The following is a 26,617-nucleotide window of genomic DNA, read 5'->3' as shown; positions in this document are numbered from 1 at the left end:
CCGGGGCTGTCGTCAGCCTTAATGAGAAATATGCCCGCAGCAGCCGCGCTTCATGCATGGGAACCCCCTCCGGATGGGCACACTGGTAGGAAATAATGCCGGAGCTCCGGCTGCAAGGAGGCGCGACAGCTATGCATACCGTATGGAAGGGCGCGATCAGCTTCGGACTTGTGCATGTGCCCGTCAAGATGTTCTCCGCCACGGAGGACAAGGATATCTCGCTGCGCATGCTGCATTCCGTCTGCGGCAGTCCGATCGCCTATGTGAAGGAATGCCCCGTATGCGACAGGCGGATCGAAACGAATGAAATCGTCAAAGGCTACGAATACGAGAAAGGCCGCTTCGTCACCTTTGAAAAGGACGAGCTGGACCAGCTCGGCGGAGAGAAGTCCAAAACGATTCAGATCATCGATTTTGTCGCCCTGGAGGAGATCGATCCGATCTATTTCCAGAAAACCTATTACCTCTCGCCCGATCAGGCGGGGGGAGGAGCTTACTCGCTGCTGATGGAAGCGATGAAGGAATCCGGCAAGATCGGCATCGCCAAAATTTCCATCCGCTCCAAATCGAGCCTCGCCGCGATCCGCGTTCTCGAAGGCTGCCTCGCGATCGAGACGATCTTCTATCCCGACGAAATCCGGCCGATCCAGCAGGTTCCGAACCTGCCCGGAGCGGTAGCTCTGAATGACAAGGAGCTGTCGATGGCCAAGCTTCTCATCGATCAGCTGACGACGCCGTTCGAGCCCGAGAAATACACCGACGATTACCGGAGCGCCATGCATGATCTCATCCAGGGCAAGATTGCCGGCGAAGAAGTCCGCATCGCGCCGCAGCAGGAGCCCGCACATGTGCTGGATCTGATGGCAGCCCTGCAGGCGAGCCTGGAATCGGTCAAAGGACCTGCCGCAGCGCCCGTGCTCGATACCGGCGCCGCGGACAAGCCCAAGAAGAAAAGCGCGAAAGCGCCGGCAGCCGGTCTTGCCGACTCCGGTGAAGCCGATAAGCCCGCGAAGAAAGCGGCCAAGCCTCGCGCCAAGAAAACCAAGGAATCCGGCGCTTCCTGATGCGCGCCGCGAAAGGCAGCCTTCCGCTTGGCCTGACGGCGCCGATGGCGCCCATAACGAGAGCCGATCTTCCGCAGGGAGAAGACTGGGGCTACCAGATCAAATGGGACGGCGTCAGGCTGCTGGCCGACATCGGGCCGGACGGCAAGGCGCTGCTGTATTCGCGCCAAGGATTGATCAAGAACAACATTTACCCCGAAATTGTCGTCCTAATAGAGAAGGCTGCTCTCGGCCGCTGCATTCTGGACGGAGAGCTGATCGCCTGGACGGGCAGCAGGCCCAGCTTCCAGAGGGTGCTGCAGCGCGAGCGCATGCGCGGCAATCAGGGCGGAACCCGACTGACGCCGCTTCGCAATCCGGCCGTGCCGGCGGAGGTGATGGCCGGCGGCGCGGACAGCAAGCGTTCCACCCCCGGCAGCCTGGCCGGCTCGGACGACAGGCTGCTGCGTCAGCAGCAGCCTCCGGGCTTCGGCAGCCATGCCGATTCGGCCGATCAGCCCCAGCCTCCCGCCGGACTCGCCTATGTGCTGTTCGATGTGCTGGCGGCGGGAGACCGGGATCTTAGAGGCCTGCCTTATCTACAAAGGCATGAAGTCCTTCTGGCCCTCTCTCCGAGGCTGCCGGAGGGGATGCTGGTCACGGAGCTTTACCGCGACGGAGAAGCTCTGTGGCAGTGGGTCGCGCAAGCCGGCTGGGAAGGCGTCGTCAGCAAACGCCTGAATTCTCTCTATAAGGAAGACAAGCAGCACAAGGATTGGTTCAAGAAAAAAACCGCCCTGCTGCTGGATGTGGACATCGTCGGACTCAAGATTCGGGATGGAATGGCCGCAAGCCTCGTCATGAGCGTCGACGGGCAGTATTTCGGCAGCGTATCGCTTGGGTTGACCGGGGAGATGCGCGCGCTCCTGACGAGCCGGCTTGTGCCGGAAGGCGCATTCGCCGACGGCTCTTTGCATGCGGGGACAGCCCTTCCCTTTGCCGCTCTCCCCAATGACCTGAAAAAGGAACGGGTCGTCTGGCTTCAAAATCCCTTTCCTTGCACAGTAACCGGGCTGGAGATCACCGAGGCCGGCCAGCTTCGCCATCCCAAGATCGCCGGCTTCGGCCGCCGGAGAGGAGAGTAGAAGTCCATGCCAGCATCCAATGGCTATCGCAGCGAAAAGGGAAGCATCACGCTGGACGGCCACCGGTTGACGATAACGAACCCGTCCAAGCCGCTGTGGCCGGAGATGGGCATAACCAAGCTCATGTATTTGGAGAAGCTGGTCCAGCTCTCCCCCTTCCTGATTCGGCATTGCCGCGACCGTCATTTGACGACGATCCGTTATCCGCACGGCATCCATGACAAATCCTTTTACCAGAAAAACTGCCCCGAGCCGCGGCCCGAGTTCGTCCGGACCCGGTCGGACGGCAGCATCGATTATGTCGTTCTCGACTCGCTGCCGACCTTGATCTGGCTCGGGAACCTGGCTTGCCTGGAGTTCCACGCTTCCTTCGACCTGGCCGACGATCCCCAGCATCCGACCGAATGGGTCATCGATCTCGATCCTTCCGTGGAAGAGGAGCCGAGAATCATGGAGGCGGCCTGGCTTGTCGGCGAGCAGCTGAGAGGCCTCGGCATCGAGTCGATCGCCAAGACGAGCGGCGCTACCGGCGTACAGCTCATCGTACCGCTGGCCGATCGGCTGAGCTTCGACGAGCTGCGCTCAATCGGACTGTTCGTCGGGGGTTATATGACCCAGAAGCATCCCAAGCTGTTCACCGTGGAGCGGCTCAAGAAAAACCGCGGCGATCGGATCTATTTCGATTACCTGCAGCATTATCAAGGCAAGACGATTGCCGCTCCCTATACGCCGAGAGCCAGAGCCGGAGCGACCGTCTCCACTCCGCTGGAATGGGACGAGATCAGGCAGGGAGCGCAGCCGCGCGACTTTCACCTGCTCAATATTCACGATCGGCTCCAGCAGCGCGGAGATCTTCTGGCGCACGCTCCCAAGCAGGCGCTGAGGCCTATTTTGGATTTTTTGAAAAGCAGGACACCATAATCAAAATATGCTATAATGTGCTACATTATGTATCATTCAATTGAAACATACGGGGTGAACGGGGTTGAGTCTGGCTGTCGTCAAAGTGATCTGCTATAGCTGCGGGAATGCGGATTCATGCCCTTCCCTTGAGGACAAGCTCGGCTTATCCGACCCGGCTTCGAGAGAGCAAATAGCCGCAGGCTTGGAACGGAAAGCCTTGTTCCACACCTGCAGCCTCTGCGGCACGCTGTTTAGAATCATAGAAGCCGATCTTGTTCCTCGGCCGCCTGCGCTTTGAAGCTTCGAGCCGCCGGCTTGCCGGCCGCACCATGCCCTCTCTTCGGCCGGCTCCTCCCGGGCCGGCTTATGCCGGTTGTTAAGCCGGCATCCTACAATAGCGGCGACAGCATATGCGCCGCCACTTCCGCCGCCTTCTGCGTCCATGGACGCGCCTCGAATTCGCCGAGCTTCAGCTCGTAGCAGTCCTTCAAATCAAGCATGAAGTCCTCCTCCAGCCTTCCGATCGCCTTGCTTCCGAACAGATTCGCATTGATCTCGAAATTGCTGAAGAAGCTTCTCATATCCATATTCGCCGTTCCGACCGACGCCATGAGCCTGTCCACGATCATGACCTTCGCGTGGATGAAGCCTTTGCGGTAGCGATAGATGCGGACGCCCGCCTCAAGCAGGTCCTGGACATAGGAGAGCGAAGAATAGAGCACCAGCCTGGAATCCGACTTGTGGGGGAGGATGATTCGAACATCCACGCCGCTCAGCGCCGCAGTCCGCAGTCCCATCAGGACGCTCGGGTCGGGAATGAAGTACGGCGTCGCGATGTAGAGCTTGTCCTTGGCGGCGCTGATGGCGGAGAATACGCTCTCCAGGATGGAGTCCGCGCTCGTATTCGGTCCGCTGGCGACGATCTGGACCTGCTCGGTGCCGCTGCAGCCATGCTCCGGAAGATAGGAGGGATGATCCAGCTTCTCCCGGGCCGTGAACCACCAGTCCCGCATGAACACCAGCTGCAGATAATAGACCGCGTCCCCTTCAATCCGAACATGCGTGTCTCGCCAGAAGCCCAGCTTAGGGTTTTTGCCGAGATATTCGTCCCCGATGTTGATGCCTCCGACGAACCCGATCTTCCCGTCGACGACGACAATCTTCCGATGGTTCCGGAAGTTGACGCGCTTGTCGAAGAAGGCGATGCGCGGAGCAAGGAAGCATTGCATCTTCACGCCTCCGTCCAGCAGCTCCTGCACATAGGCGTTCCGGAGCTCCATGCTGCCGATTCCGTCGTAAATGACTCTGACCTCGACGCCTTCGGCGGCTTTGCGGAGCAGCATCGCCTTGAACTTGCTGCCGATCTCGTCATGGCGGATCGTATAATAGTCGAGATGAATGTGATGGCGGGCCGAATCCAGCGCCTGCAGGATCGAGGCGTAGGTCGGCTCCGCGTTGGTGAGGATCTCCGTCCGGTTGCAGCCGGTGACCGGCAGCATCGAGAAGCTGTCGAGCAGGTTGAACAGCCGCACCTCATGCTTGAAGTCCGGATTTTCCATGTCTCCTGGCCGATGGACGAGAACGCTTTGCCGCAGCGCCTTGAGCTGGACCTCATGGGCGATGACGCCCCTTCGCCGGACCGTGCGCCTCGTCTGGTATTCGCGCGCGACGAAGTAGTACATGACAAAGCCGATGACGGGCAGCACGAACAGGATGAGCAGCCAGGCGACGGTCTTGCTCGGCTGGCGGTACTCGAGAATGAGGATCGTCATGATTTGGAAGAGAAAGATGAACAGGGCGAGCACGAGCCAGAACATGAGGCACCTCTTTTGCGGATTGGCGGAATCGGATTGGACTCATCCGTCATTCGTTATTTTACCTGATGGAGAGAGTCCTTTTCTATCGCAGGAAATAAGGATGGCGCATGAATATATCCATTGGTAGTAGTATCAACGGCAGGCAGGATTTTCAAGCATTTTATCCAAGACGATGCCAGGATGGTGAAGTCCCCTTTCTTTGGGAAATGGAATGAAGGACTCCGTTGGGGAATACATACTACATAGCATGAATTCATCCAAGGGAGGCGGATATCGATGTTCAAGGAAAACAAGCGCTGGTCGGCTTCGGATACGTTGATCGGCCAGGGAACGCGTGCGGAAGGCACCCTATCCTGCCAGGCAAGCCTGAGAATCGAAGGCGAATACCGCGGAGACATCGATTGCAAGGAAGATGTCATTGTCGGAGAAAGCGGCGTGGTCCGCTCCAACATTTCGGCCAAGGACGTTACGATATCCGGCAAAGTGTACGGCGACATTACGACGACCGGACGCTTGACGATCATGTCCAGCGGCGAGCTCCACGGCAGCGCGACAGCCGCCTCGCTCATCGTCCAGGACGGCGGCATTCTCAGCGGCAGCTGCCGCATGGAGCGGCCGGCAGAACCGGCCGCTCCAGCCGTCCGCAATCCTGCCGAGCCTTCGGATGCGGCGGGGCGCGATATCCGGGAAGTTCGCGAGGCCGCCCGGGAAGGCTCCGTGAAGGAGCGGCGCCAGGCTGGTTGATGACAAAAAAGCCCAGCATCGGCTCATCGGCCAATGCTGGGCTTTTTAAATCAGCCTTTCATCATGTCGCTCATCAGGTCACGGCCTGCGTCCAATTCTTCGTTGTATTTCTGACGGTACTCCTGGATGATTGACGTGCTGTAGCCATACTTGTTCAGTTCGGCTTCCACTTGGGAGACAAGGGAATCAAACTGCGAGCTGAAGCTGGCCAGCGATGCTTCGCCTTGTTTCTTCAAAGCGGCTCGCTTAGCTTTATCCGACGTGTCCACATATTGCTGCCCGAGCTTGAGGAAAGTCGTTTTGGCGTTCATATACAGAGTCTGGAGCTTGGCGTCCGCCCGGAATTTGACATCCTCATAAGCGGGGGGAGAAGGCATCACGATGCCGCCGCCCGCCGATCCTCCCGAAGCATTGCCGGTCGAGCCGGAATTGCCGCTGCCAGCGGCATTGCCGGAACCAGGATCTTCCGGCTTAGGCTCCGTCGGTTTGTCGGAAGCCGGTGCCGGTGAAGTGATGGTGATCCGCTTGCTGGAGCTGTCCCATTTCACATTCATGCCCGTGCTTTCGCTCATGAACCGGATGGGAACATACAGGCTGTTATTCAGCATATAAGCCGTCTGGCCGGCAGGGAGCTGTTTTTTCACTCCGTAAAAGACAAACGAAGCTTTAGCCGGTGTAATGGACAGCTTTTGATTCCCGATCGAAGCCGGCGCTCCGGAAGCCCCGATCGCATTGAGAAAATACTCCCTCAGAACGACCTGTTCTTTGTCTGTCGGCTTGGATACCGTTACCGTAGATGTCGAGGCGTTCCATTGAACGGACTGGAGCAGACCGTACGCGATATAACGGATCGGAACGTAAGAAGTACCTTGGTAGGTGAATAAATACTGATTGTCAGGCATCTGCAGCGTTCTGCCGTCAAATATGGTCTCATAGGCAACAGATTGCGTTTTTACCGTTGACGCGGCGGCTTGAGCATAGTGCGGCTGGACGATGAAGGCGAGCAATGTCGCCAGAACTCCGATTTTCAATCGATTCCACATCATAAATCCCCATTTCTATTCTTAAAATTCTCCCCAGTGCGAAGCTCTGAGTTCGGTCCTCTCTGCCGGAGAGAGAGCTTGATAATGCTTCAAGAACCGCTCATACTCCGCTGCGACCTCTTCAATATCTCCGTATTTCTTCAGCTCGCCGTCATGAAGCCAGAGCCCTTTGCCGCAGAAGCTCTTGACTTGCGACAGAGAATGGCTGATAAAAAAGATCGTTTTTCCCCGCTCTTTGAATTCATTTATTTTGGCCAGGCACTTGTCGCTGAACGTCTGATCCCCTACGGAAAGAGCCTCGTCGATGACGAGAATGTCAGGATCGATGTGAACCGATATCGCAAATCCAAGTCTGGCCTTCATTCCGCTGGAATAGCTTTTGATAGGCTGATGAATGAATTTCCCCAGCTCGGCAAACTCGATCACAGCCGGCGTTATCGCTTTGATCTGCTGATGGGACAATCCCATCATCAACCCTTTCAGCTCAATATTTTCAAGGCCGTTGAGCTGGTTGTTCAGACCGGAGGATATCGCGATAAGAGCGGCGTTTCCGTTGATGTGAACCGAACCGCTGGAGGGAATCGTCACTCCGGCAATAAGGTTGGACAACGTGCTTTTGCCGGCGCCATTCAGCCCTATGATTCCGACTACATCGCCCTGGTCGACCGCAAAAGTCAGACTGCGCAGAGCATGATGAACAGGGAAATCCTTCTTGATATAAAATAAATCCCGAATCTTTTCATTTATGCTGGAATGCAGCCGAAAAGATTTGCTTACCTCTTGAAACTGGACTTGATGCACGCTTAGTCAACACCTCTATTGATAATCCATAAAATGCTTGCGGAATCGAACATGGATGAACGCGCCCCACACAAACAACACCGCTACTCCCAGCCAAAATCCGGCGGTATAGGCCGTAGCGATATAAAATTGATTGAAGAGCATCGCATTGCGGTATCCATCCACTAAGTAAGTGACGGGATTGTAGTGGATCACTTTTTTCAGCAGCTCCGGCGTCTTGGCGTTTACCGTCCACATGATCGGAGTAATGAAGAACAGGGCTCTTGTAACCGCGCCGATCACAAACCTGAAGTCGCGGACAAATGCCGAAACGGTCGAGGTAAACAAAGCCAACGCGGATAAAAGGGACAATGATGCGATCAGATAATAAACGATTCCCAAATAAGATAATCCGAAAAAGCCATATTTAATGACGACCGCAATCAAAACCATAACCAGCATAATCAAATGAGAGATCAGCTGTGTAAGGATGGTGATGGAAGGAAGTACGCTCAGCGGAAACTTCATTTTGGATACATGGCCTAGCTGCGAGCTGACTGAGTTGGCTCCCTGCACGATTCCTGAGCCGATAAACAACCAAGGAACAAGGCCGCAGCTCAGCCAGAGGACAAAAGGAACTCCCTCTACGGAAGCTCCCCCCCGGATCCCCAATCCAAAAACAACCCAATAGACGGCCAATTGACTGAGCGGATTCAGAAGCACCCAAAGCAAGCCTAAACGATTGGACATATAAGTGGATTTCAGCTGAAACAAGGCGATTCTTACGATCATATAGCGGTTTTTAAAATGTTCCTTTGCTACGATGTTCAAAAAATTCATGCAATCACGGTTTCAAGATTATTTACAAACTGATATAAGTTTCCGAAATTGACTGTTTGCAATCCTTGAGCATTTTCCGGCTTCACACTATTCCTCGTGTCGAACAGCAGCCGGTTCCTCATTCCCTTCACATACGGACTGAAGTCCATGACCCGAAACTCGGTATGATCCGTTAACAGAAGGATAAGATCGGCATCTCTCAGAGCTTCCTCGGCGGAGACAAATCTCGGATCCAGAGTATTTACATGCGGATCATGAATAGACAAGCGGAAGCCCGTTCCCGACAGCAGCTCTACGATTTCCATGGCAGGGCTTTCCCGGATGTCATCCACATCCGCTTTATAGGTAACTCCCAAGACCGCTATTTTCGGATTGTGGATCCCCCTGACCAGTTTCTCTGCATTTGCCGCCACGTAGTGTGGCATGGATGAATTGGTCTCTCTGGAAAGGTGAATGATCTTGGCCAGATCCGGCGACTTGGCGACGATGAAATAAGGATCAACCGCCAGGCAGTGTCCGCCTACACCTGGGCCGGGATGATGCAAATTGACCCGCGGATGTTTGTTGGCCATCTCGATGACTTCCAGCGTGTTGATGCCCAGATCGTTGCAAACCTTCGTCAATTCATTGGCGAGAGCGATATTCACATCCCGGAAGGTATTTTCCATCAGCTTGGACATTTCCGCCGTGCGGGCATTCGTTTTGATGATTTCACCTTTGACGAATGTCCGGTAGACATTCGCCCCCGCTTCCGCGCAAGCTTCCGTAACGCCGCCGACAATGCGATTGTTGTGGACGATCTCATGCAAGATTTTACCTGGCAGCACTCTTTCGGGGCAATGAACCAGATAAATGTCCTTACCAACAACAAACCCCGCGGCCTCAATAAGAGGTTTCACATGGTCATCCATGCTCCGCGGGGCGATCGTCGATTCAATTATGATTACATTGTGCTTTTTAACGTAGGCAAGGATTTGCTTTGTTGCTTGGAGCACATAGCTCAAGTCGCAGGATTTATGCTCATCATCGATATTCGGAGTCGGAACAGCGATGATAAAGACATCTGCTTCTTCCGGCATTAATGAAGCTCGGAACTTCTTCCTTTCGACCACATCTTTGACTGCTTCTTCCAGCCCCGGTTCCTCGATATGGATTCTGCCGGAGTTCAATGTCTCTACTACTTTATGATAGACGTCTACGCCTACGACGTCGGCTCCGTGCTGAGCGAAGGTGACTGAGGTAGGCAGACCGATGTAACCGAGACCTATGGTACAGATTTTCACGTGAATACCCCCATTAAATAAACTTTCTCAGAAGTTAGATTTAACCTTTGGTGATTTCTTCAATAGACTCTAGGAGATACGGTGGATAGAACGTAGCAACATCATTATGACTAGAATAAGGACCTAAATTTAATATATATTTAAAACCGCACTTATCAAACTCTTCCAGCAAGGGAATAACATGTTTTTTATAATGCATTTCCCCTTCTCCTACATGAATTCGTATATTAGGAGACTTCTCAGCTTTTTTTACTACATCAAAAAGTAAATTATCTAAATAGTTTTTATGATTATCTTTTGTTCCACCAGCTATGAAATGTGCAATATAGGCACCCGCAATAACTTGTTCAATTAGATAATGTCCTAATTTGGTTTGAGGAGAAGCTGAAATTACATTTCCATAGCCATACTTAAAGGAAAAATAAAGAGCAGCATACCCCCCCTTACTTGATCCAAATGTAATTACATTTTCCTTACAAATGTTATTTTCGACTCTGATTTTTTCTATTAATTCATAAACGGATCTTTCAACAGCAAATTCTTTGTTTTCTCCAAGATAATAACATCCGATCATTCCATGATGATCCAAAATAAAAAGTTGGTTTATCTCAGTATTCACAAGAGTTTTAGCATAATTATAATTTGGAGGTGTTCCTATTTTCGGTATTCCAGAAAATCCAACAATTAAATAATCACTATTTCTTTTTTTGAAAACATATTTCACTTCTTTTTCTCCAACATAAATATCTTCTCCAGAAAAAGAGCGAAGTTTACTTTTCAAGATTTCAATTTCTTTGTCTTTCTTTTGTAATTCTAACTCAAAGTTCAATCAATGGCACCCTTTCAATTTCAAATAAAAATAGAACTCAAATATCTATTAGTCTTTTTATTTCTTTTAAGATTTTATTTTCATCAAAATATGTAATTGGATATTTTTCTATATCACTAGAAGTCACATCATATTTAGATTCAAAAATAAATGCAGACATTTCATGTTCATTCTCAAAAATATACTTCTTGGGATAAATCGTTTCTGCTCCAGGCCAATTGAAAATTACTGGGATACTGCCGGAAACCATGCCTTCCATTGGAGCCAAGTGAAAACTCTCATATTCACTAGTAGAAAGAATAAAACCAATTCTCCTGAACCACTCATTCACATCATCCCCAGAAGGATCAAATACGACGTTATTCTTCCAGGGAGCTTGCTCTATTCTACTAAAGGCATTATCGTAGTACAGCTTTTCTTGTTCCCTCTTAAGAACCCAAGGAAGTTCATGAGGTAGTTTGCTTTTAATGAATAGTTTATACCTTTGGTTCTTTTCCCATAAGTTTTCAAAAATATTCAATGCTCTGTCAAATCCTTTGAGAGAGGGAATTATTCCACAGATTCCGACATTAAATTGAATATCCGCATTTTCAATTTTCTTTTTTCTGAATTTTTTAATGTTGATCATATTGTAAATCATAGTAAATTTAGATCTGGGTATTTTAAGAACTCTGTGAAACTCCTCAAGGATGTAGGGAGAAATTGCCACGATATGATCAATATTGTCCAGTTGATAGTTGACTGGAAATACTGTTTCAATTTCTTGGCGATGCATTCTAACAATTAATTTTTGACCTTTTATCTTATGATTCGAGTACCAGACAGCATTGCCCAGACCCCATTCACAGAAAATCACATCTGCCCATTCCAAGCAGTGCTTGCTATGCTCTTCGTTATGCTTGTTATGCCCCGTCCAAGGATCAATCTTCACCTCGTATTCGGGCTGGACTACAAAATAATCAATAGCAGATTGAATAAATTTAAAATCATGTCCTGCAAATACCACATTTATTTTGTCCTTATTAAAGCTCCATAATGTTTCCTTGATTCTCTTATAGGATTCTTCATACCCAAACTTATTACAGGCCTCTTGAATTTTCCTTGATTCTTGCCTGTACAGTTGAGCATTATTCATTATTTGAATTGTCTTCTCAACAACCTCATCCTCAGTTTCTGCATACATAAAATAATCTTTACCTAATATGGATTCATGCAGCTTCGTTCTTCTTACGATCGTCGGTTTGCCTAACCGCCCATATTCCAATAATTTTGTCGATAACTCCGTACTTGAATCATTATCGATACTTTCACTTCTCCAACAAAAGCCGATGTCTGAACTTCTAACCAAATCAATAACAGCACTTCTGGATAAAGCGCCGGTCCATGAAATACCTTCTGTTTGTTGCATTCTCATAGTCAGTTCATTCTTTTTAGCGGCAAGATCACCTTGAAATTTATTTCCCGCTATATTTAATTTCATATTCAAATCCAATGCTCTTAATCTTGCAAAAATATTCAACATCTCTTCAATGTACCACTCTGAAGCAAACTTACCGCTATATACGATTGTATTTGACTTCACACGGGCCCTTGAATCCACGACCTTGAATTCTTCTGGAATCATAGGATATAACAGTCTAAACTTCTGACCGTCCACGTTTAGACTTTCAACTAACAGTTCTCTGGCTTGTTCCGTTTGAACGAAAAAATAAGTAACGTTGTGATATATCTTCTGCAATGCATAAGCATCTTCTGTATTAATGACACTGCCTGTATATTTTATATTTGTGATATACGGAATAACTTTTTGAGCATAGGGCTTGAGACACAACTCTTTTGCCAAATCAAAGCCTCTCACAATAATACAATGGTACTTGTTTTGACCATCAAGTTTCTCAATAGCATGAATGGCATCTTCAATGGACAATCTATTACTTCGAGTTGTAATAACATCATGATGTTGAATTAGTTTCACTCTCGGTTGTTTTTTCAGATCAGATAATACAACCTCGTTGATAGGTTTTGCTTTAAGCAGTACATCCACATCTACGTTTGGATCCTGTGACACTACTCTTGCAGTAGATTGGAGCCAAATCGCCGAGCCATCCAGATGATTTAGGTCAACATCGCCATAGAGCAAAATTTTTAAACGTCGCATAATTACCCTCTTTTATAGATCATATATGACAGGCTGCTTGGAAATGAAATTCTGAATATAATTAAATTTATCTACCGAAAACAACTTATGTCCTTGAGGGAAGTACCTATTGAAATTTTTATTTTCTTTTAAATCAGATAAACATTTAAACAAGTTTTCTTTGAGAATAGACGCTTTAATCATGGAGGAATGCGGCTCCAAATTCATCACGAATACGTACTCATCTTCATCATTATCTATGAACTCATTATTTTTGAAGCAGTACTTGTTGCTCTTGCCGATTATTTCACTATGGCTGTATTCAATAGCTATTGCCATGTCCAACAGGTAGTTTTCGCCGTAATGATCGTTGGGATTAATATAGCAGACATAAGTATCCCCGAAGAAAGAGGCTGCTTTTCCATAAAATTCGGCATAAGAATAAACATATGCGTTCACTTTATCGTTATTATAATGATTAAGGATATCTATGTATCCTTCAAAATTATCTAGAAAAATGCATAGTTTTTTATCATTCCAGGTTTGTTTTGAAAATAAATTGTAGACTCTTTCAAACTCTTCTTTAGAATGCACGACCGAAACCATGCAAATCTGTTTCATCGGCAAAGGATGTTCAACCTTGATTCCGATTTTGTTTACTAAATATTGAAGTCGATGTTGATAAGTATGATTTAAATATATCTCTCTGATTCCTTCAAGAGACTTGCGCCTGTAATAGAGATCATCATTCATTAATAGATTCATTTCTTCTTCAAGGACATGAACCTCGTTAGAATTGATAACTAGGTTGTTAAACATAGCTTGAATACCTTTAGACTTAGTACTCACAACAGGGGTACCGCTTGCCAATGCTTCGAAAACCCTTCTCGAAAACATTGTGGGAGAATCAATGACACTATTAACGTTCAAGCAAATTCTATAACCTTTATAGGCCTTCTCAATATCTTCGTAAGACAAGCTTCCAATGATATGATTCTTCAAGAAATCTGGGAATTGAAAATTACTATTTTTGTTTTTGAGATTAGCCTCGAAGTTCCGATCATAGATATCAAACTCATATTCACAAGCAAGATTAAATAAAATATCCATCGCATTTTGCCGATCCTCGTGTCGGTTCGAATAATAGGAACCCGCAAAATTAATTTTGTGCTTCCGGCCTTCAGGCAGTTTGACCGGATTATGCAAAGAAGGGTCGGCAGAAAAAGGCAGGGCAAAAACACGATTATGTTTAATTTTCTTCTGATAATCAGCAATCATGTTACTATCCGTCGTAAATACGTAGTCAAATAATTGGGCTGTATCTATAAATTTATTGAAATGTATTGGATCCTCTTTGTTCCAAAAAGCGGTGGGAACCCCGTTTTCCCTGCACCAGTTCAGCAATTCCTTCAAGTCTGTTTTATCTTGATTGCTGTAAGTCGCAATTTTATACTCCCAAGTTCCCTGATATCCTTTCCATGCGGATTCAACCAATAAAATATCCGGCACTTCGGAATCAAGAGTTTCTTTCCAGGTGGAAGGTGTAAGATTAATCAGCTGGACATTTTTCTCGTAACAAGTTCTCGAGAATTCGTCTAAAATGCATGCAACTTTAAGGCTCTTTAATGATTTGATTATTTGTTTACGTTTATTTGATATAGGTTTAGTGTTTTGTACATAGAGATCTTTTAATTCAGGTTGCTTTCGAATTAACTCTAATCTTTTAATTTTAGCCGTTCCTTTTCCATTTACCTTAAGAGCGCATCGTACAGCTTTCGTTTCATCCTTTAACCGGAACTCATTACGCTTGCTATTGACTGGCATCACGATTTGATTTATTTTTTCTTTTTCATCATATTCAATGACAATTAAACTAATTTCTATGTTGCCATATTCTTCCATTTCAATATTTATATTTAAAAAATCTTTTGAACATAGCGGGAATCTATGCTTCGGATAGACACTGAAACTGTTGTTTTTCTCTATGTAGGACAGATATCTTTTAGTCTCTTTAGTATTTGATATAACAAGTACATTTGCTTCGTTAACTACCGTGATATCATTAGAAGAGGCAGTCCAATTTTTTCTTAATAACGAATGCTTAGATTTAATTATGTTAGGATCAAGTTGATTTTTAATCAGGTTCATAAGACGATGATTATTATCAATTTGGCTATGGCTACGCTCGTCTTTTTTCATTAATTTTCACTGCCTTTGATAATTTTTTCTTCAATCTCCAATAAAACTTCATCATTACGATTACTTTCATTGTATTCATTTTTTCCAGCTTACGATTTAACTGCTCTACTTCTAACTTATGAGTATGAATTTCTTTTTCAAGATTATTGATTATATGATTATTTTCATCCAATTGTTTTAAAACATCTGCTAATAAAAGAGATACCTTATCCCTATCATTCAAAAAATACGTATTGTTTGGCTCCTCCATTAAATAATCACTTCCTTATATATCTTAATGAAGCTTTCTTTTTCACTTTTCCAATTAAACTTTTGTCTTGACTTCAAGGAGTTTTCTTTCCCACTCTTATAAAGCTGTACATCGCCCAACAGTCTATTCACGCCGCCTGCAATCGACTCCGGACTATGCGAATCCACGCATACACCAATCTGCTCGCCTTCAACAACCCGCTGAATCTCGGGGAAAGAGCAGGCCACTACGGGAACTCCGCTCATCATGTATTCAAACAATTTATTGGAGGAAGCGGAGTAATGATTGAAGCAAATGTTGTTCAGCACCTGGAAGCCGAGGTAGGCGTTTCTTGTATAATGAAGCAGATCTTCCACCGGCACTTTAGGAAGAAACCTCACTTTCTGCTCCAGGCCTCGCTCCCGTACCATCGCAACCAGCTCCGGCTTGATTTTCCCGTCGCCGATCATCACGACCACTCCGCGATCGAACAATGGGACCGCCTCTATAATCTTGTCCAGTCCTCGTCCGATTTGAATTCCGCCCTGGTATAACAGGATCGGCTCATGCAGGGGAATTTCAAGCAGCTCGTGCAGGTTAACTTGGCTGCTCTCTTCAGGCCTGGAGATCTCCGGGTAGTTATGCACGACATTCGGATAAATACCGTACAATTGTTCCGTATACTTGGCTCTCGTATGATTTTCTGCAATCATGACGTCCACACGCTTCACGAGGAAACGTTCAGCCATCCCGTAAATCGGACTGTTGTAACCCGTCCGGCTCGTCTGAACTTCGTGTGAATCATAAACGAGCTTGCTTTTTCTCCATATCCTGCTGCATAGATATCCCTGAGGCAAAGTGTTCAGATCGTTGCTATGATAAAGGTCGTATTTCTTTTTCAAGCCCAGCCTGACCATTTGCAGAAAGATCAACGATTTGTTGATAAACCCTCGACTTTTTCTTGGCAGAACTAGAGCACAGGCTATCATTGCCGAACAAGTCCATAGGGGAATAAAAAAAAGACCTGCCAAGGCAAGTCCTAAGGGTATGGTTATAAGGATTGGATATTGGCGCAGATGCCTTTTCAATCGGTTGGCTATGCCCGCAACAACGGATAGAAAACGGAATGAGCTTCGGACCCGATAAACCGAATAACCTTCCTTTCGGCTTTCGAACCTGGGCAAGTGCGGATTTTTGAAATCATGAATAGCAATCAAGTCCACTTCGTAGCCAGCCTCGGCAAGAGCGGAGCATTCTCTCATGACTCGAGCATCATTTGTAAAGTGGTTCCAAACGAACATGCAAATTCTCTTGCTCATAATCATTCTCCAATATTTGATCTAAAATGGATATGTTTCGCTGCCATTGAAAGTGCTGCAGAGCATATTCATATCCGCTTCTCCCAAGGTTCATTCTCAATTCTTTGCTAGCTAGAAGCTTTTCGATGAATTCAACGATTGCGATCGGATCGCGAGCCTCCGACACGAACCCGCATTTTGCCTGGAGGATGAGGTCGGCGGAATATCCGGATACGGCTCCGATGATCGGCTTGCCCATGGACATATAATCGACGATTTTTCCAGGGAGCACTTTATCGAATACTCTCTGTGGAATCAGGCTAACGAAGGCAATATCCGCTTGATTGACGGCTTCGACCGCTTCCTTTTTGTTGGAGGCGTCAATAATCTCCAGGTTGTCCATCCCAGCCTGGTTCACACGGTCCTTCAGTTCTTTGTAGCGGTATCCATAACCCATGATTTTGAAATTAACATCTCTTCTCTTGCTCATGAGTTCGGCAGCCTTCAAAAAGATGTCCAAATCCTGAGCCAATCCAACGTTGCCGGTATATACCACCGTCAGCGCCTCATTGTCCTTGTGCAGGGAAGGCTTGACTTCAATATCCTTGTTGTTCAAGGAATTCGGCATGAAACTGATTTTGTCCGCTTCGATTCCTTTGCTCACGATATGAGGCTTGAAGCCTTCGCTGTTTACGACAATATGCTTGGCTGCTCTATAAATCCGCTTTTCGATCCAGCCGGCCAGGAAGATGATCGGCCTGTGATTGAACGCGCCTGTACCCAGCAGGGAATCCGGCCATAGATCCCTCACATCGAGAATCAGCGGACATTTCAACCTTTTTTTGGCCGCCATGCCCGCCATTCCCACAAAAATAGCCGGCGTTGAAGCCAGTATGTAATCATATTCAGGGTTGAGCCTGCGCACGGTGCGAATAAATTTATACATCATTTCCGTGTATAACAGCAGCCTGTTATACAGGTTATGACTATACTTCCTTGTCCTCATTTTAAGGCGAATGACCCGATAAGGAGGCTTGTCCTGCTCCCAGAAGCGACTGTCCTTGTACATGTTGCGATTAGGATAGCTTGGCTCCATAGTCAGCACGGTAACCTCGTGCCCCAGAGCCTGGAGTTCGTTCGCCATATTCGTGATTCGGTTGGCGGCGCTACCGATCTCGGGGTAGTAGTTTTGAGCCAGCAGCAATATCTTTTTCATACTATCCCCTCCAATACGACCAGTCTGCCGGTAAATGAAATCGAGCTACATCCTTTAATCGACGTTTGGACAGCTATTTTAAAGGATATAGCTCGATTTCTTTACCATAAAAAAAAGGGGGCATCCAACCCGCCCTCACATCATGCCCCCGACGATGAACGTCTAAGGTCTCATAACCCACAGCATGACCGAGTGTCTCCAGTGATAGAGGTGCAGGAGGCATTACCTTCTATGCTTTTACTTGCTTTTTTCCTGTTTGAGCAGCCGTTCTTCCTGCTTGATCACTTCTTCGTAATTCCGGCCTTGGCTGACGCCATACTTCTTGGCAATCGTAATAAGCTCGTCATACTGCTCCGGCGTGACTTTATCGTGAATGATGGCACGGGCTTCGCGTTTCTTCTCTCGGGTCAAGCCGCCTTGGGCCAGCTGCTGAAGCTTGCGGATGTCGCTCAGGCTCAGCTTTTTCAGGAGAATCGCCATGACGTCCATTTTGTCCGAGACCGAGACATCTTCCTTTATTTCCTTGATTTTTTCTCCGGTCAGATTGGCCGTATATCCTTTTGGATCTTTGGCCGCTTCTTTTTTCGCTGCAGGAGCTTTTTCCCCCGACGAAACGGTATCTTGGGCTGCTTTTTGCACGTTTCCGTCCGCCTGTTTTTCCTTTGAGCCTTCATCTGCAGATGCTTCCGATGACGCACCTGTTTCCCCTGATTTGCCGACTACAGTCGCGACGACCTGCTCCGACATGGAATCCAAAAACTTATTCAAGAGAAAATTTGTCGTTGCAATACCGCCTGTACCAAGTACGACAACAACCGCACCCGTCCAAACCAGTACTTTTGTCTTTTTTCGCATGGGCTTCCCTTCTCGGTCGGAATGATAGCCAGCCGACAGCTAAAGTTTAAAAAGTCTTCCTCTTAGGAGAACAAACAAAAGAGGAAGACGGCGACTATTTTATGCTTCAACCAAAGTGAAGAACATGTTATTTGACTTGCAGTGCCCGGTAGATCATGACGGCCGCTTCGGCGCGGCTGGCATTAGCATTCGGCTTGAAATAGCCGTTGTCCCCGATGACGATGTTGAGGCTGGCTGCCAGAGCAGCGCCTTCTCGGAGGGAAGCGTTGATGCTGGCGCCGTCTTTGAACGCTGCCAGATTCGTGTCCGTCCCTGCCGCGGCTTCCTTGCCGATCTTATTGCTTGCTTTCAGCGTGCGGGATACCATCGTCGCCATCTCGGCGCGGGTGATCGGAGCGTTCGGAGCAAAAAGCGAAGCCGTCCGGCCATTGATGATTCCTTTGTTGACGGCGTACCCGACATACGGAGCAAACCAGGATTGGCTTGGAACATCGCTGAACGAGCCCGCTTCCGATTTGCCCTCCAGATTGAAGGCATGAATCAGCATCTTCGCAAACTCGGCCCGGGTAACGGTGCCTTTAGGATCGAAGCTTCCGTTTCCTCTGCCTTCAATCGCGCCTTTGGCGGCGAGAACCTCGATTTGCCTTCCAGCCCACGCTTTTACGGAGAGAACATCGTTGAAAGCGACTTTGTTCTCCACGACGACATAAGAAGAGAAATGATTGCGCGGCTCAACCAAGTAGTCCCCGTTCAGCTCCCCGCCCTGGAATTTCAGGCTCCCGTTATCGATGCGGGCTGCGCTGAGCAGCTCCTTGTCCACTCCAGCCGAAGCCGCAACCGGAATCCACAGGCTGATCGGATGATCAAAGCTCTCCGTCGCCACTCCGCCAAGGGTAAGGCTGAAGTCATATACGGGAGAAACAGCCTTGTACGCTTTCAGACTTGCTTGTTGAGAAGCATCCTGCTGCTTGATCGTGAAGGCAAACGATTTTTGGAACTCATCCGCACGAGGGAAGGATGCGGTCAAGCCATTCACGGTTACATCCAGAGAACCGAATGGAATCGCTCCCCACTTCTGCATGGATGCTTCCGGAATCTTGAGCGTGACCGTTTCCTGGGCAACATTCCCAAGATCAATCTTGAATGCGACGGATGGAAGGCTTTCCTTGGAGCCCGCTTTATTCAGGAAATCAGCAAGCTTGTCCAGAATAGCCTTTGCTTTGTCCAGCAGATCGTTCAACTCAGGACCCAGCTCTACCAACGCCTCGTTGCCGGCAACTACGGCAAGCTTGGATGCATCCAAGGTTTGAACTTTCTTCAGCTCTTCATTGGCCAGCTGGACGGCTTGCTTCACAAGCTCCTGCTTCTCGGAATCCGATGCATTGGCCAGCTTTTGGAGAAGCTGGTTGAAGGTCGAATCCAAATCCGATGCAGGAGGCGTGACGATAACCGTTGGATAGGTAGGATTTACGGGTGGATCTACAGGATCAACGGGATCTACGGGATCTACAGGATCTACAGGAACTCCCGGATTTGCAGCATCCAGATCAAGGATTTTGAAATAAGCTTTGACCAGAGAATTGACGGCAGCGCTATATACAGGCTGGCCGATTGCATCCCTGATGTTGTTTTTTACTGCCTTCAAGTCCTCGGAATTGATTCCGTAGTGATTCAACAGCTTGTTTACCGGGCTGTTTTCTTCTTTTCGAACGTCAGCCAGCAACGATTCCAGAAACGCCTCCTGCTTGGACTCGTCCTTGGTCAAAGCAGAGAGTTCAACGGCGCTCAAGGCAAGCAGCTTGATCTGAGCGAGGTCTTGGATATGTAGGAAGTATTCCATTACAGCATCTACACTTACGCTTGTATCCAGTCCGGCGGCAGAGGATAGTTCAACAAGAACCTTTCGGTATGCCTCATTGCTGCGCAGCTTTTCAAGGAATGCGCCTTCTGGATCATAGTTCAGGTATAGGATTTCGTTTGCCAGATCTCCTAGAACATGCTTCTGATCTTCCGTAAGATTGAATTTCCCGATTACCGGCCGGATGAGATCATGCTTGCTGTCGTCTGGAACCGCTTGGACAGCCTTTAGCGCGGCCTCAAGATTTTCTTTCCCCGCAGCATCGAGAGCCTCATGCAATTGCTTGATTTTCCCCAGCAGATCCGACTGAGTCGAACTGCTCGCCGCACGGACAACAGGGACACCGAACAGTTGAGAAACTCCATTCGTAGAAAGAGGAATTCCTGAGAGACTGCCCGCCAGTACAGTAGCAGCTACTGTACATTTAATTATATTTTTTCCAACTTTATTTTTACTCAACTCTTCACCCCATTTGTTGTATATATGGAAAATTAATCTTAGGCCATACTAGCACCATATTTAGACAATGGCCAAGGAAAAATCCCGATTTATTATATTTCTTAAGTCCTAAAACGAGTCGAACTGCTAGGAATTAGAACCTATATATCACTATATAATTATTTTTATTACGATATTTGTATGGTCGAATTCTCCTATTTTTCGTATTTATTCGAATCATTAAATACAAATAATTTTCATGGAAATAAATCACCATTTTTAGGATTTCAACATTTTCAGACTGATTATTTTACATTAAGTAATATTTTTTAAGGGATTGAAAATTTCATTCATTACTTCTTTACAGCACCGAAAAAAGCCTCCATGACTATGTCCGCCCCTCCTTAACAGGAGAAATCGACATATCCGGAGGCTCGCTTATTTTTTCCCATAAAATTACTTAAGTTCATCGGTTAAACAAAGCCGTCAAGCGGCGACATCCCGCCTCGTAAACACGAACCATGACAAAGCCATGAAGATGACATAATAGCCGGCAAGGACGGCGAGAGAGAAGCCCAGCGTCATGCCGCCGTTCGCCCCGCTGGAGCCCATGCCGATGTATCGGGTCAGATCGAGATGCTGGAACAGCACGTAATCGACCCATTTGCGGTCGATCAGCCCGAACAGCTGGCCGAGCGTCTTGCCCATCAGCACGACGAACAAGGAAAGTCCGATCGCCAGAGCGCCGCTGCGGAACACCGACGAAATCATGAATGCCAGCGTGACGGTTACGATCAGGGAGATGAACTGCATGAAGAAGGATTGGTTGAAATACGACCAGGCCGACATCGCAGGGTCCGCGGCTCCGAACACCTCAGCCGCCTTGATGCCCTTCTCATAGCCGAAGAAGATGATATTGACCAGCAGCAGCGCGGCATACAGCAGCGCCATGCTGAAAAAACCGAACAGAAGCGTCGCCGCATACTTGGACAGCAGAATCTTCGAACGGGACCAAGGTCGGATCAGCAGCAGCTTGATCGTTCCCGCCGTGAATTCTCCCGCGACGATGTCAGCGGCGACAATGACGGCGAAAATGCTGACAAGCGGCATCATCACAATCATCTCGATGGCTACCATCTGCCACATGGAAGGCGGGTTCGCACTGGATGAATAGGCGATTCCCGATACTGCGGCAACCGCTAGGACCATGAGTCCCCACATGATCCATACCCGGGCGCGCCGGTAGATCTTCATGTTCTCGTTGAGCACGAGATTCCCGAAATCAAACAACCGACTCACCTCCCGTCACTTCCAGGAATTGATCCTCGAGCGACTTCGCCTTGGACCGGATTCCGTATACCCGGATGCCTTCCTTCACCAGAAGAGCGTTGAGCTCCGCTATATCCTCGCGCAGCGCGTCGATGACCAGCAAGCCTTCCCTTACCGATGCGCGGATCTCCCTGCCCCCGTCATCCCCGGCAGGACGGATCGACCGGCGGATGATCGCCAGCGCTTCGTCCGGACGGTCGAGCTCGAACTGGACCGGTACGGGCACCGCCTCCTGAGACCCATCGCCGCTGCGCAGCGAACGGATATCGATCAGCTTGCCGGCCTGGATGATGGCCACCTGATCGCACATCAGCTCCATCTCGGAGAGCAGATGGCTCGAGACGAACACCGTAATCCCTTCCTCTTCGGCGAGCTTGCGCAAGTAATCCCTCAGCTCCCGGATGCCGGCGGGATCAAGGCCGTTGGTCGGCTCGTCCAGAATGAGCAGCGACGGCTTGTGCAGCAGCGCCTGGGCGACGCCAAGCCTCTGCCTCATGCCCAGCGAGTAGGTCTTCACCTTGTCGTGGATCCGCTTGTCCAGCCCCGCTAGGCGAATGACTTCGTCGATGCGGTTCCGCCCGACTCCCGGAATCATCCGAGCGAAGTGAAGCAGGTTCTGGTACCCCGTCAAGTATTTGTACATCTCCGGATTCTCGACGATAGCCCCTACATGGCGGATCGCCTTCTCATAATCCGTGGCGATGCTGGCTCCGCCGATGCGGATCTCGCCTTCCGTCATTCTCATCAGGCCTACCATCATCCGGATCGTCGTCGTCTTGCCCGATCCGTTCGGACCGAGAAAGCCGAATACTTCCCCCCTCGGCAAATCCAGAGTGAGGCCGTCGATAATGGTCTTGCCGCCTATTTTCTTGGTCACGTTCCTGAATTGAACGATCGCGCTCGTCTCCAAACTTGCACCTCCTCATCGACCTTCCAGCCGTTTACATATCCTGTTGTATTATAGACCATCTAGCAGGGGAAGTGGAACCTGGACCTTGGTCGGGAAAGCGGACCGCAGGCTGCCGTACGCAAGGCAGGAGCGGATCCGGGCAAAAAAAAACCTGCCTTGCTCAGGCAGGATCAGCTCTGTGGAAATGTCAGGCCGTCAGAATCTTGCCGCGCCCGATAAATCCGCTTCCCTCTCTCGTCCGGCGCTCCGCAGGCAAGGCCACGATCTCGATATGGGCAACGCCGCTGTCCGAATCATCCGCATCCTAGCTCAAAGCGCAGGACCGGCAGTAGCCGAGACGGTAGGAACGGCGGTAGAAACCGGTTTTGAACAGCATCTCCGCTTCCTGGCGGGACATCAACTTCTCGCAGCATACGCAGTGGAATTGCTCAGTCAAGCTGCATCTCTCCTTGGAGTAAATATAGGACGGCTCGGGTTACGAAATGTATCTGATTCCTGGACCAAAAGCTCAGGATTCGCGGGCGACTGCTCTTCTCGACTGTACCCTCGCCATGACTATGACCTCATCCGACGACATCAACGACAAGATTTTGCTGCATGACGGACAGCTGGCATAGGGCTCTCAATGACCCCAACCATTGTTACGAAATGTATCATAACTCCTTCTATAATTTATGACAAATCTCGATTCCCGTCAAGGGCTAAAACTCATTTTTTTGTCGAATGCCTCCACGGTATGAATACGCTTACATATTTGACGAAAATAGCCAAATTCCTTCTTGGGATACTAATAGATCAAATAGCCCCGGATGCAATACCGTTAGGCATTGCATCCGGGGCTCTGCGGTCCATTTCTACAGGCTCAGGCTCGTGCTCAACTGATTTTGCCCCACTGCTCCCGGCTGTTCCGATCCATCCGCTCCAGCCCGGACAGCTCGTAGCGCCGCTGGTCATCGTCCGTCACGATCCATCTGTCGTCGGACAGCTCATGGATGCCTTCATGGAGGATGCTCATGCGCAGCGTGCTCGGGCCATAATCGGTCTCGACCGACCAGATCCACTCGGAGCCTTTTTTGCGGATGGACACGATCCGTTCGATCCGGGGAATGATGTAGCTTCGCTCCAGTTCCAGGACGGCGGCCTGGCGGCTCTCCTCCTCCAGCAGATCCAGCTCGGCCAGCAGGGCGATCTCCACGTTGTCCTCATAGGATCGGATGGAGATGAGCCGGTCCGGCAGCGAATAGGGGAAACATCGGACCAGCTTCACCCTCCCCATCTGCTCGCCGCCGCGCACCGCCTTCAAATAGCCTTCGCGGTTGTGGTACAGCAGCACGTCGTCCGGCTTGGCTCGGTTCATATAAACGAGATTGTTCGTCATCCCTATCCCACCTCCTGAGGCGACTCGGTCATCTGCTTCTGCGACTCGACCAGCCTGTAATAAGTTCCCTTGCTCTTGTACAGCTCGTCATGCGTGCCCGTCTCGGCTATGCGGCCGTTGTCCAGCACGATCAGCCGGTCCGCCCCGCGGAGCGTGGACAGCCTGTGCGCGATCGCGATCGTCGTCCTGCCGCGGATCAAGCGGGCAAGGGCTTCCTGAATTTCGCGCTCCGTCTCGGTATCGACCGAAGCCGTCGCCTCGTCGAGGATGAGAATCGCCGGATCGAGCAGCACGGCCCGCGCGATCGCGATCCGCTGCTTCTCCCCGCCCGACAGCCGGTGCCCGCGCTCCCCGACCCTCGTCTCGTAGCCCTCGGGAAATCCGCAGATAAAGGAATGGGCGTTGGCGATCCGAGCCGCCTCGATGATCCGCTCGGGAGTGGCTTCTTTCATGCCGTAGGCGATATTCTGGGCGATCGTGCCGTCGAACAGGAAGGTTTCCTGCAGCACGACCCCGATATGGGAGCGCAGGCTTTCCTGCCGGATATCCCGCAGATCGATCCCGTCCAGGCAGATGCGGCCGTCATCGGGATCGTAGAAGCGGCAGACCAGGTTGATCAGCGTCGTCTTGCCCGCTCCGGAATGGCCTACCAGGCCGACCATCTCGCCGGGCCGGATGGCCAGGTCGATTCCTTTGAGAACCGTCCGCTGCTTGTCGTAGCCGTACCTTACACCCTCGAACCGGATCTCGCCCTGGACGGCCGGCAGCGGGGATGCATTCTCCCGGTCCGGCGTATCGCTCGGCGCGTCCATGATCTCGAAGATCCGCTCCGCCGATCCCATGACGCGGTTGATCATCCCGAGCGAGGCGCCCATGAACTGCAGCGGCCCGAAGAACATGACCAGGTAGGAAGCATAGGCCGTCAGCGATCCCAGCGACATGCTGCCGTCGAGGACATGCCTGCCCCCCATATACCAGACGAGCAGTCCGAAGGCCGCAATGACCAGAGAGAAGACGGGCGAGATGCCGATCCACATATTGCCCATGGAGATCATCTTCTTGACGAGCAGATCGTTGGCTTTGCCGAAGCGCTCCTTCTCCCTCTTCTCCTGGGCGAACGCCTTGATGACCCGGATGCCTTGGAGCGTTTCGCCGATGACGTTGTTGACTCCCATCGTGCCCATCCACTGCGAGTACCACATGACCTGCACGCGCGGCCACAGCCAGAGCATCCCGAGAGCGAGGAAGGGGAGCGGAATCAGGATCATCCAGGTCAGAGGGGCGTTGAGGTAGAACAGCAGGCCCAGCACCCCGACCGCCATCAAAACCTGCGACAGAATCTGGATGAATCCCTCCGTCAGGAACTGCTTGAGCTCCTCCGTATCGTTCTGGACGCGCCCGATGAACTGGGACACCTGCCTCCGGTCGAAAAATCCGAGCGACAGCCGCATCAGGGAGGCAAAGGCATCCTTGCGGATGTCGCCCATCAGCTTGCCGCCGAAGCGCAGGCCGATATAGCTCCTGGCCATGGACAAGCCCGTACCGGCCAGATGGGCGCCGGCCATCGCGCCGATGAGCAGGAGAAGCGTCGAAGGATTTCCGCCCAAGGTGAAGTTGTCGATCAGGAGCTTCATGAGATAGGTGGGGAGCAGTTCGAGGAGAATGCTCAGCAGCAGCAGGATGCCGCTGGCCTTCATCAGCTTGCGGTGAGGCGACGCATAAGCGAGTATCCGCCGGAACATCTTGGCCTTGTTGCTGCAGCGCAGGCACTTGGTCCGCCGGTGCAGCAGGCGCCTGCCGCAGACGGCGCAGGCTCTGCCCGGACGCCGGCGGGCGTCTGAGGCAGGTTCCTGCTCGGCCTGGCTGCCGCTGTCCCGACCGCTGCCAGACGCAGGCGCGGACGTCTCCAGCAGCGGGGAGAAGCCCGGGACAGGCACCGGCTCGTCGAGCCACGCTGAGATGGCCGGCATCGCCTTGGCGCATGCCTCCGCATGGCCGGCGGAGAAGCGGCCCGCTTCCCGCATGCCGTCCCTCGTCATCAGGATCAAGGCGCCGCCCGACAAGGCCTGGCGGAATTCGATCTCGTCGATCATGCCTTTGGGGTATCGGCGCTGCAGCTGCCCCCTGTCGTTCAGAACCGCGACCTCCCGGTCGGTGAACAGAATGCGGTAGGATTCGAACTGGCGCGCCTCGTTGATGTCCCCGCTCAGCTTGAGCCAGGCTCCTTCAAGCCTCTGCCTGAGAGCGGAGGCCGCTCCCGCAGCCTCGCCTTCCACTATTGCCTTGTGCTGCTTCGGTGTCCTTGCCATGATTGCTACCGGCCTTTCCGCGCTCGGCTCCGGC

General features: G+C 50.2%; 21 protein-coding genes and 1 pseudogene. 4 read left to right on the top strand and 18 right to left on the bottom strand.

Going from position 1 to position 26,617, the window contains the following annotated elements:
* The first annotated feature begins 131 nt into the window (after nucleotides 1-131).
* The 3 genes from ku to ligD are packed head-to-tail and all read left to right on the top strand — an operon-like array spanning nucleotide 132 to nucleotide 3,109.
* The gene (gene ku, locus VE23_RS22970) at nucleotides 132-1,064 is read left to right on the top strand and encodes a non-homologous end joining protein Ku (protein WP_049869266.1); all 933 of its coding nucleotides are present in this window, start codon (nucleotides 132-134) and stop codon (nucleotides 1,062-1,064) included.
* Nucleotides 1,064-2,188 (top strand): ATP-dependent DNA ligase, encoded by a 1,125-nt coding sequence (locus tag VE23_RS22965; RefSeq protein WP_049869265.1) that lies wholly within the window; start codon nucleotides 1,064-1,066, stop codon nucleotides 2,186-2,188. Before ku ends, VE23_RS22965 begins: the two co-directional genes overlap by 1 nt.
* Before the next feature lie 6 nt (nucleotides 2,189-2,194).
* Nucleotides 2,195-3,109: a non-homologous end-joining DNA ligase gene (gene ligD, locus VE23_RS22960; protein WP_049869264.1), complete on the top strand. Its 915-nt coding sequence runs from the start codon at nucleotides 2,195-2,197 to the stop codon at nucleotides 3,107-3,109.
* Nucleotides 3,110-3,480: 371 nt separating this feature from the next.
* Here ligD and cls read toward each other — a convergent pair whose 3' ends face one another.
* Nucleotides 3,481-4,908, bottom strand: coding sequence for a cardiolipin synthase (cls, locus tag VE23_RS22955; protein WP_049869263.1), 1,428 nt, complete (start codon nucleotides 4,906-4,908; stop codon nucleotides 3,481-3,483).
* A gap of 276 nt (nucleotides 4,909-5,184) precedes the next feature.
* Here cls and VE23_RS22950 point away from each other — a divergent pair, with 276 nt between their 5' ends.
* Nucleotides 5,185-5,652, top strand: coding sequence for a bactofilin family protein (locus VE23_RS22950; RefSeq protein ID WP_021877375.1), 468 nt, complete (start codon nucleotides 5,185-5,187; stop codon nucleotides 5,650-5,652).
* Nucleotides 5,653-5,702: 50 nt separating this feature from the next.
* Here VE23_RS22950 and VE23_RS22945 read toward each other — a convergent pair whose 3' ends face one another.
* The 17 genes and pseudogenes from VE23_RS22945 to VE23_RS22875 form a co-directional block, all read right to left on the bottom strand.
* Complete coding sequence (locus VE23_RS22945) at nucleotides 5,703-6,683, bottom strand: copper amine oxidase N-terminal domain-containing protein (RefSeq protein ID WP_164763023.1); 981 nt, start codon at nucleotides 6,681-6,683, stop codon at nucleotides 5,703-5,705.
* A gap of 36 nt (nucleotides 6,684-6,719) precedes the next feature.
* Nucleotides 6,720-7,496, bottom strand: a pseudogene (tagH, locus tag VE23_RS22940) (teichoic acids export ABC transporter ATP-binding subunit TagH); the annotation flags it as partial.
* Nucleotides 7,497-7,511: 15 nt separating this feature from the next.
* A complete protein-coding gene (locus tag VE23_RS22935; RefSeq protein ID WP_164763022.1) occupies nucleotides 7,512-8,306 on the bottom strand; it encodes an ABC transporter permease in 795 nt (264 codons plus the stop codon).
* 5 nt (nucleotides 8,307-8,311) lie between these two features.
* On the bottom strand, nucleotides 8,312-9,598 hold the full coding sequence (locus VE23_RS22930) for a nucleotide sugar dehydrogenase (RefSeq protein WP_048744818.1): 1,287 nt from the start codon (nucleotides 9,596-9,598) through the stop codon (nucleotides 8,312-8,314).
* A 40-nt stretch (nucleotides 9,599-9,638) separates the two neighbouring features.
* Nucleotides 9,639-10,427: a hypothetical protein gene (locus tag VE23_RS26740; protein ID WP_021877370.1), complete on the bottom strand. Its 789-nt coding sequence runs from the start codon at nucleotides 10,425-10,427 to the stop codon at nucleotides 9,639-9,641.
* Between the two features lie 37 nt (nucleotides 10,428-10,464).
* Nucleotides 10,465-12,585 carry a glycosyltransferase gene (locus tag VE23_RS22925; protein ID WP_049869261.1) on the bottom strand — a complete coding sequence of 707 codons (2,121 nt, stop codon included), beginning with the start codon at nucleotides 12,583-12,585 and terminating at the stop codon, nucleotides 10,465-10,467.
* Between the two features lie 12 nt (nucleotides 12,586-12,597).
* Nucleotides 12,598-14,763: a CgeB family protein gene (locus VE23_RS22920; protein WP_049869260.1), complete on the bottom strand. Its 2,166-nt coding sequence runs from the start codon at nucleotides 14,761-14,763 to the stop codon at nucleotides 12,598-12,600.
* Nucleotides 14,744-15,013, bottom strand: a complete 270-nt coding sequence (locus tag VE23_RS22915; RefSeq protein WP_021877367.1) for a hypothetical protein — start codon at nucleotides 15,011-15,013, stop codon at nucleotides 14,744-14,746. The genes VE23_RS22920 and VE23_RS22915 overlap by 20 nt, the downstream gene beginning before the upstream one ends.
* On the bottom strand, nucleotides 15,013-16,314 hold the full coding sequence (locus VE23_RS22910; RefSeq protein WP_157054099.1) for a glycosyltransferase: 1,302 nt from the start codon (nucleotides 16,312-16,314) through the stop codon (nucleotides 15,013-15,015). The genes VE23_RS22915 and VE23_RS22910 overlap by 1 nt, the downstream gene beginning before the upstream one ends.
* Nucleotides 16,265-17,506: a glycosyltransferase family 4 protein gene (locus VE23_RS22905; RefSeq protein ID WP_049869258.1), complete on the bottom strand. Its 1,242-nt coding sequence runs from the start codon at nucleotides 17,504-17,506 to the stop codon at nucleotides 16,265-16,267. Before VE23_RS22905 ends, VE23_RS22910 begins: the two co-directional genes overlap by 50 nt.
* Nucleotides 17,507-17,743: 237 nt before the next feature.
* The gene (locus VE23_RS22900) at nucleotides 17,744-18,361 is read right to left on the bottom strand and encodes a hypothetical protein (protein WP_157054031.1); all 618 of its coding nucleotides are present in this window, start codon (nucleotides 18,359-18,361) and stop codon (nucleotides 17,744-17,746) included.
* 127 nt (nucleotides 18,362-18,488) lie between these two features.
* Nucleotides 18,489-20,201: an S-layer homology domain-containing protein gene (locus tag VE23_RS27680; RefSeq protein ID WP_127507131.1), complete on the bottom strand. Its 1,713-nt coding sequence runs from the start codon at nucleotides 20,199-20,201 to the stop codon at nucleotides 18,489-18,491.
* Nucleotides 20,202-21,143: 942 nt separating this feature from the next.
* Nucleotides 21,144-21,956, bottom strand: a complete 813-nt coding sequence (locus VE23_RS22890) for an ABC transporter permease (protein WP_232317021.1) — start codon at nucleotides 21,954-21,956, stop codon at nucleotides 21,144-21,146.
* Nucleotides 21,940-22,896, bottom strand: a complete 957-nt coding sequence (locus tag VE23_RS22885) for an ABC transporter ATP-binding protein (protein ID WP_049869255.1) — start codon at nucleotides 22,894-22,896, stop codon at nucleotides 21,940-21,942. The genes VE23_RS22890 and VE23_RS22885 overlap by 17 nt, the downstream gene beginning before the upstream one ends.
* Nucleotides 22,897-23,200: 304 nt before the next feature.
* Nucleotides 23,201-23,332, bottom strand: coding sequence for a hypothetical protein (locus VE23_RS27675; protein WP_269746004.1), 132 nt, complete (start codon nucleotides 23,330-23,332; stop codon nucleotides 23,201-23,203).
* A 438-nt stretch (nucleotides 23,333-23,770) separates the two neighbouring features.
* Entirely contained in the window at nucleotides 23,771-24,274 is a 504-nt protein-coding gene (locus VE23_RS22880) for a DUF1854 domain-containing protein (RefSeq protein ID WP_021877359.1), read from the bottom strand.
* Nucleotides 24,275-24,276: 2 nt separating this feature from the next.
* Complete coding sequence (locus tag VE23_RS22875) at nucleotides 24,277-26,583, bottom strand: ABC transporter ATP-binding protein (RefSeq protein WP_084781635.1); 2,307 nt, start codon at nucleotides 26,581-26,583, stop codon at nucleotides 24,277-24,279.
* Nucleotides 26,584-26,617: the final 34 nt, after the last annotated feature.

This window comes from Paenibacillus sp. D9 (genome assembly GCF_001188365.1).
Classification (GTDB): domain Bacteria; phylum Bacillota; class Bacilli; order Paenibacillales; family Paenibacillaceae; genus Paenibacillus_O; species Paenibacillus_O humicus.
Note: the sequence above shows the minus strand (reverse complement) of the source record. Positions and strands in the feature narration are given on the sequence as shown.

Excerpts from the sequence above, each read along its gene's own strand:
- ku (WP_049869266.1), top strand. The coding sequence starts at position 132 with ATGCATACCGTATGGAAGGGCGCGATCAGCTTCGGACTTGTGCATGTG.
- VE23_RS22965 (WP_049869265.1), top strand. The coding sequence starts at position 1,064 with ATGCGCGCCGCGAAAGGCAGCCTTCCGCTTGGCCTGACGGCGCCGATG.
- ligD (WP_049869264.1), top strand. The coding sequence starts at position 2,195 with ATGCCAGCATCCAATGGCTATCGCAGCGAAAAGGGAAGCATCACGCTG.
- cls (WP_049869263.1), bottom strand. The coding sequence starts at position 4,908 with ATGTTCTGGCTCGTGCTCGCCCTGTTCATCTTTCTCTTCCAAATCATG.
- VE23_RS22950 (WP_021877375.1), top strand. The coding sequence starts at position 5,185 with ATGTTCAAGGAAAACAAGCGCTGGTCGGCTTCGGATACGTTGATCGGC.
- VE23_RS22925 (WP_049869261.1), bottom strand. The coding sequence starts at position 12,585 with ATGCGACGTTTAAAAATTTTGCTCTATGGCGATGTTGACCTAAATCAT.
- VE23_RS22920 (WP_049869260.1), bottom strand. The coding sequence starts at position 14,763 with ATGAAAAAAGACGAGCGTAGCCATAGCCAAATTGATAATAATCATCGT.
- VE23_RS22915 (WP_021877367.1), bottom strand. The coding sequence starts at position 15,013 with ATGGAGGAGCCAAACAATACGTATTTTTTGAATGATAGGGATAAGGTA.
- VE23_RS22905 (WP_049869258.1), bottom strand. The coding sequence starts at position 17,506 with ATGAAAAAGATATTGCTGCTGGCTCAAAACTACTACCCCGAGATCGGT.
- VE23_RS22900 (WP_157054031.1), bottom strand. The coding sequence starts at position 18,361 with ATGCGAAAAAAGACAAAAGTACTGGTTTGGACGGGTGCGGTTGTTGTC.
- VE23_RS27680 (WP_127507131.1), bottom strand. The coding sequence starts at position 20,201 with ATGGAATACTTCCTACATATCCAAGACCTCGCTCAGATCAAGCTGCTT.
- VE23_RS22880 (WP_021877359.1), bottom strand. The coding sequence starts at position 24,274 with ATGACGAACAATCTCGTTTATATGAACCGAGCCAAGCCGGACGACGTG.
- VE23_RS22875 (WP_084781635.1), bottom strand. The coding sequence starts at position 26,583 with ATGGCAAGGACACCGAAGCAGCACAAGGCAATAGTGGAAGGCGAGGCT.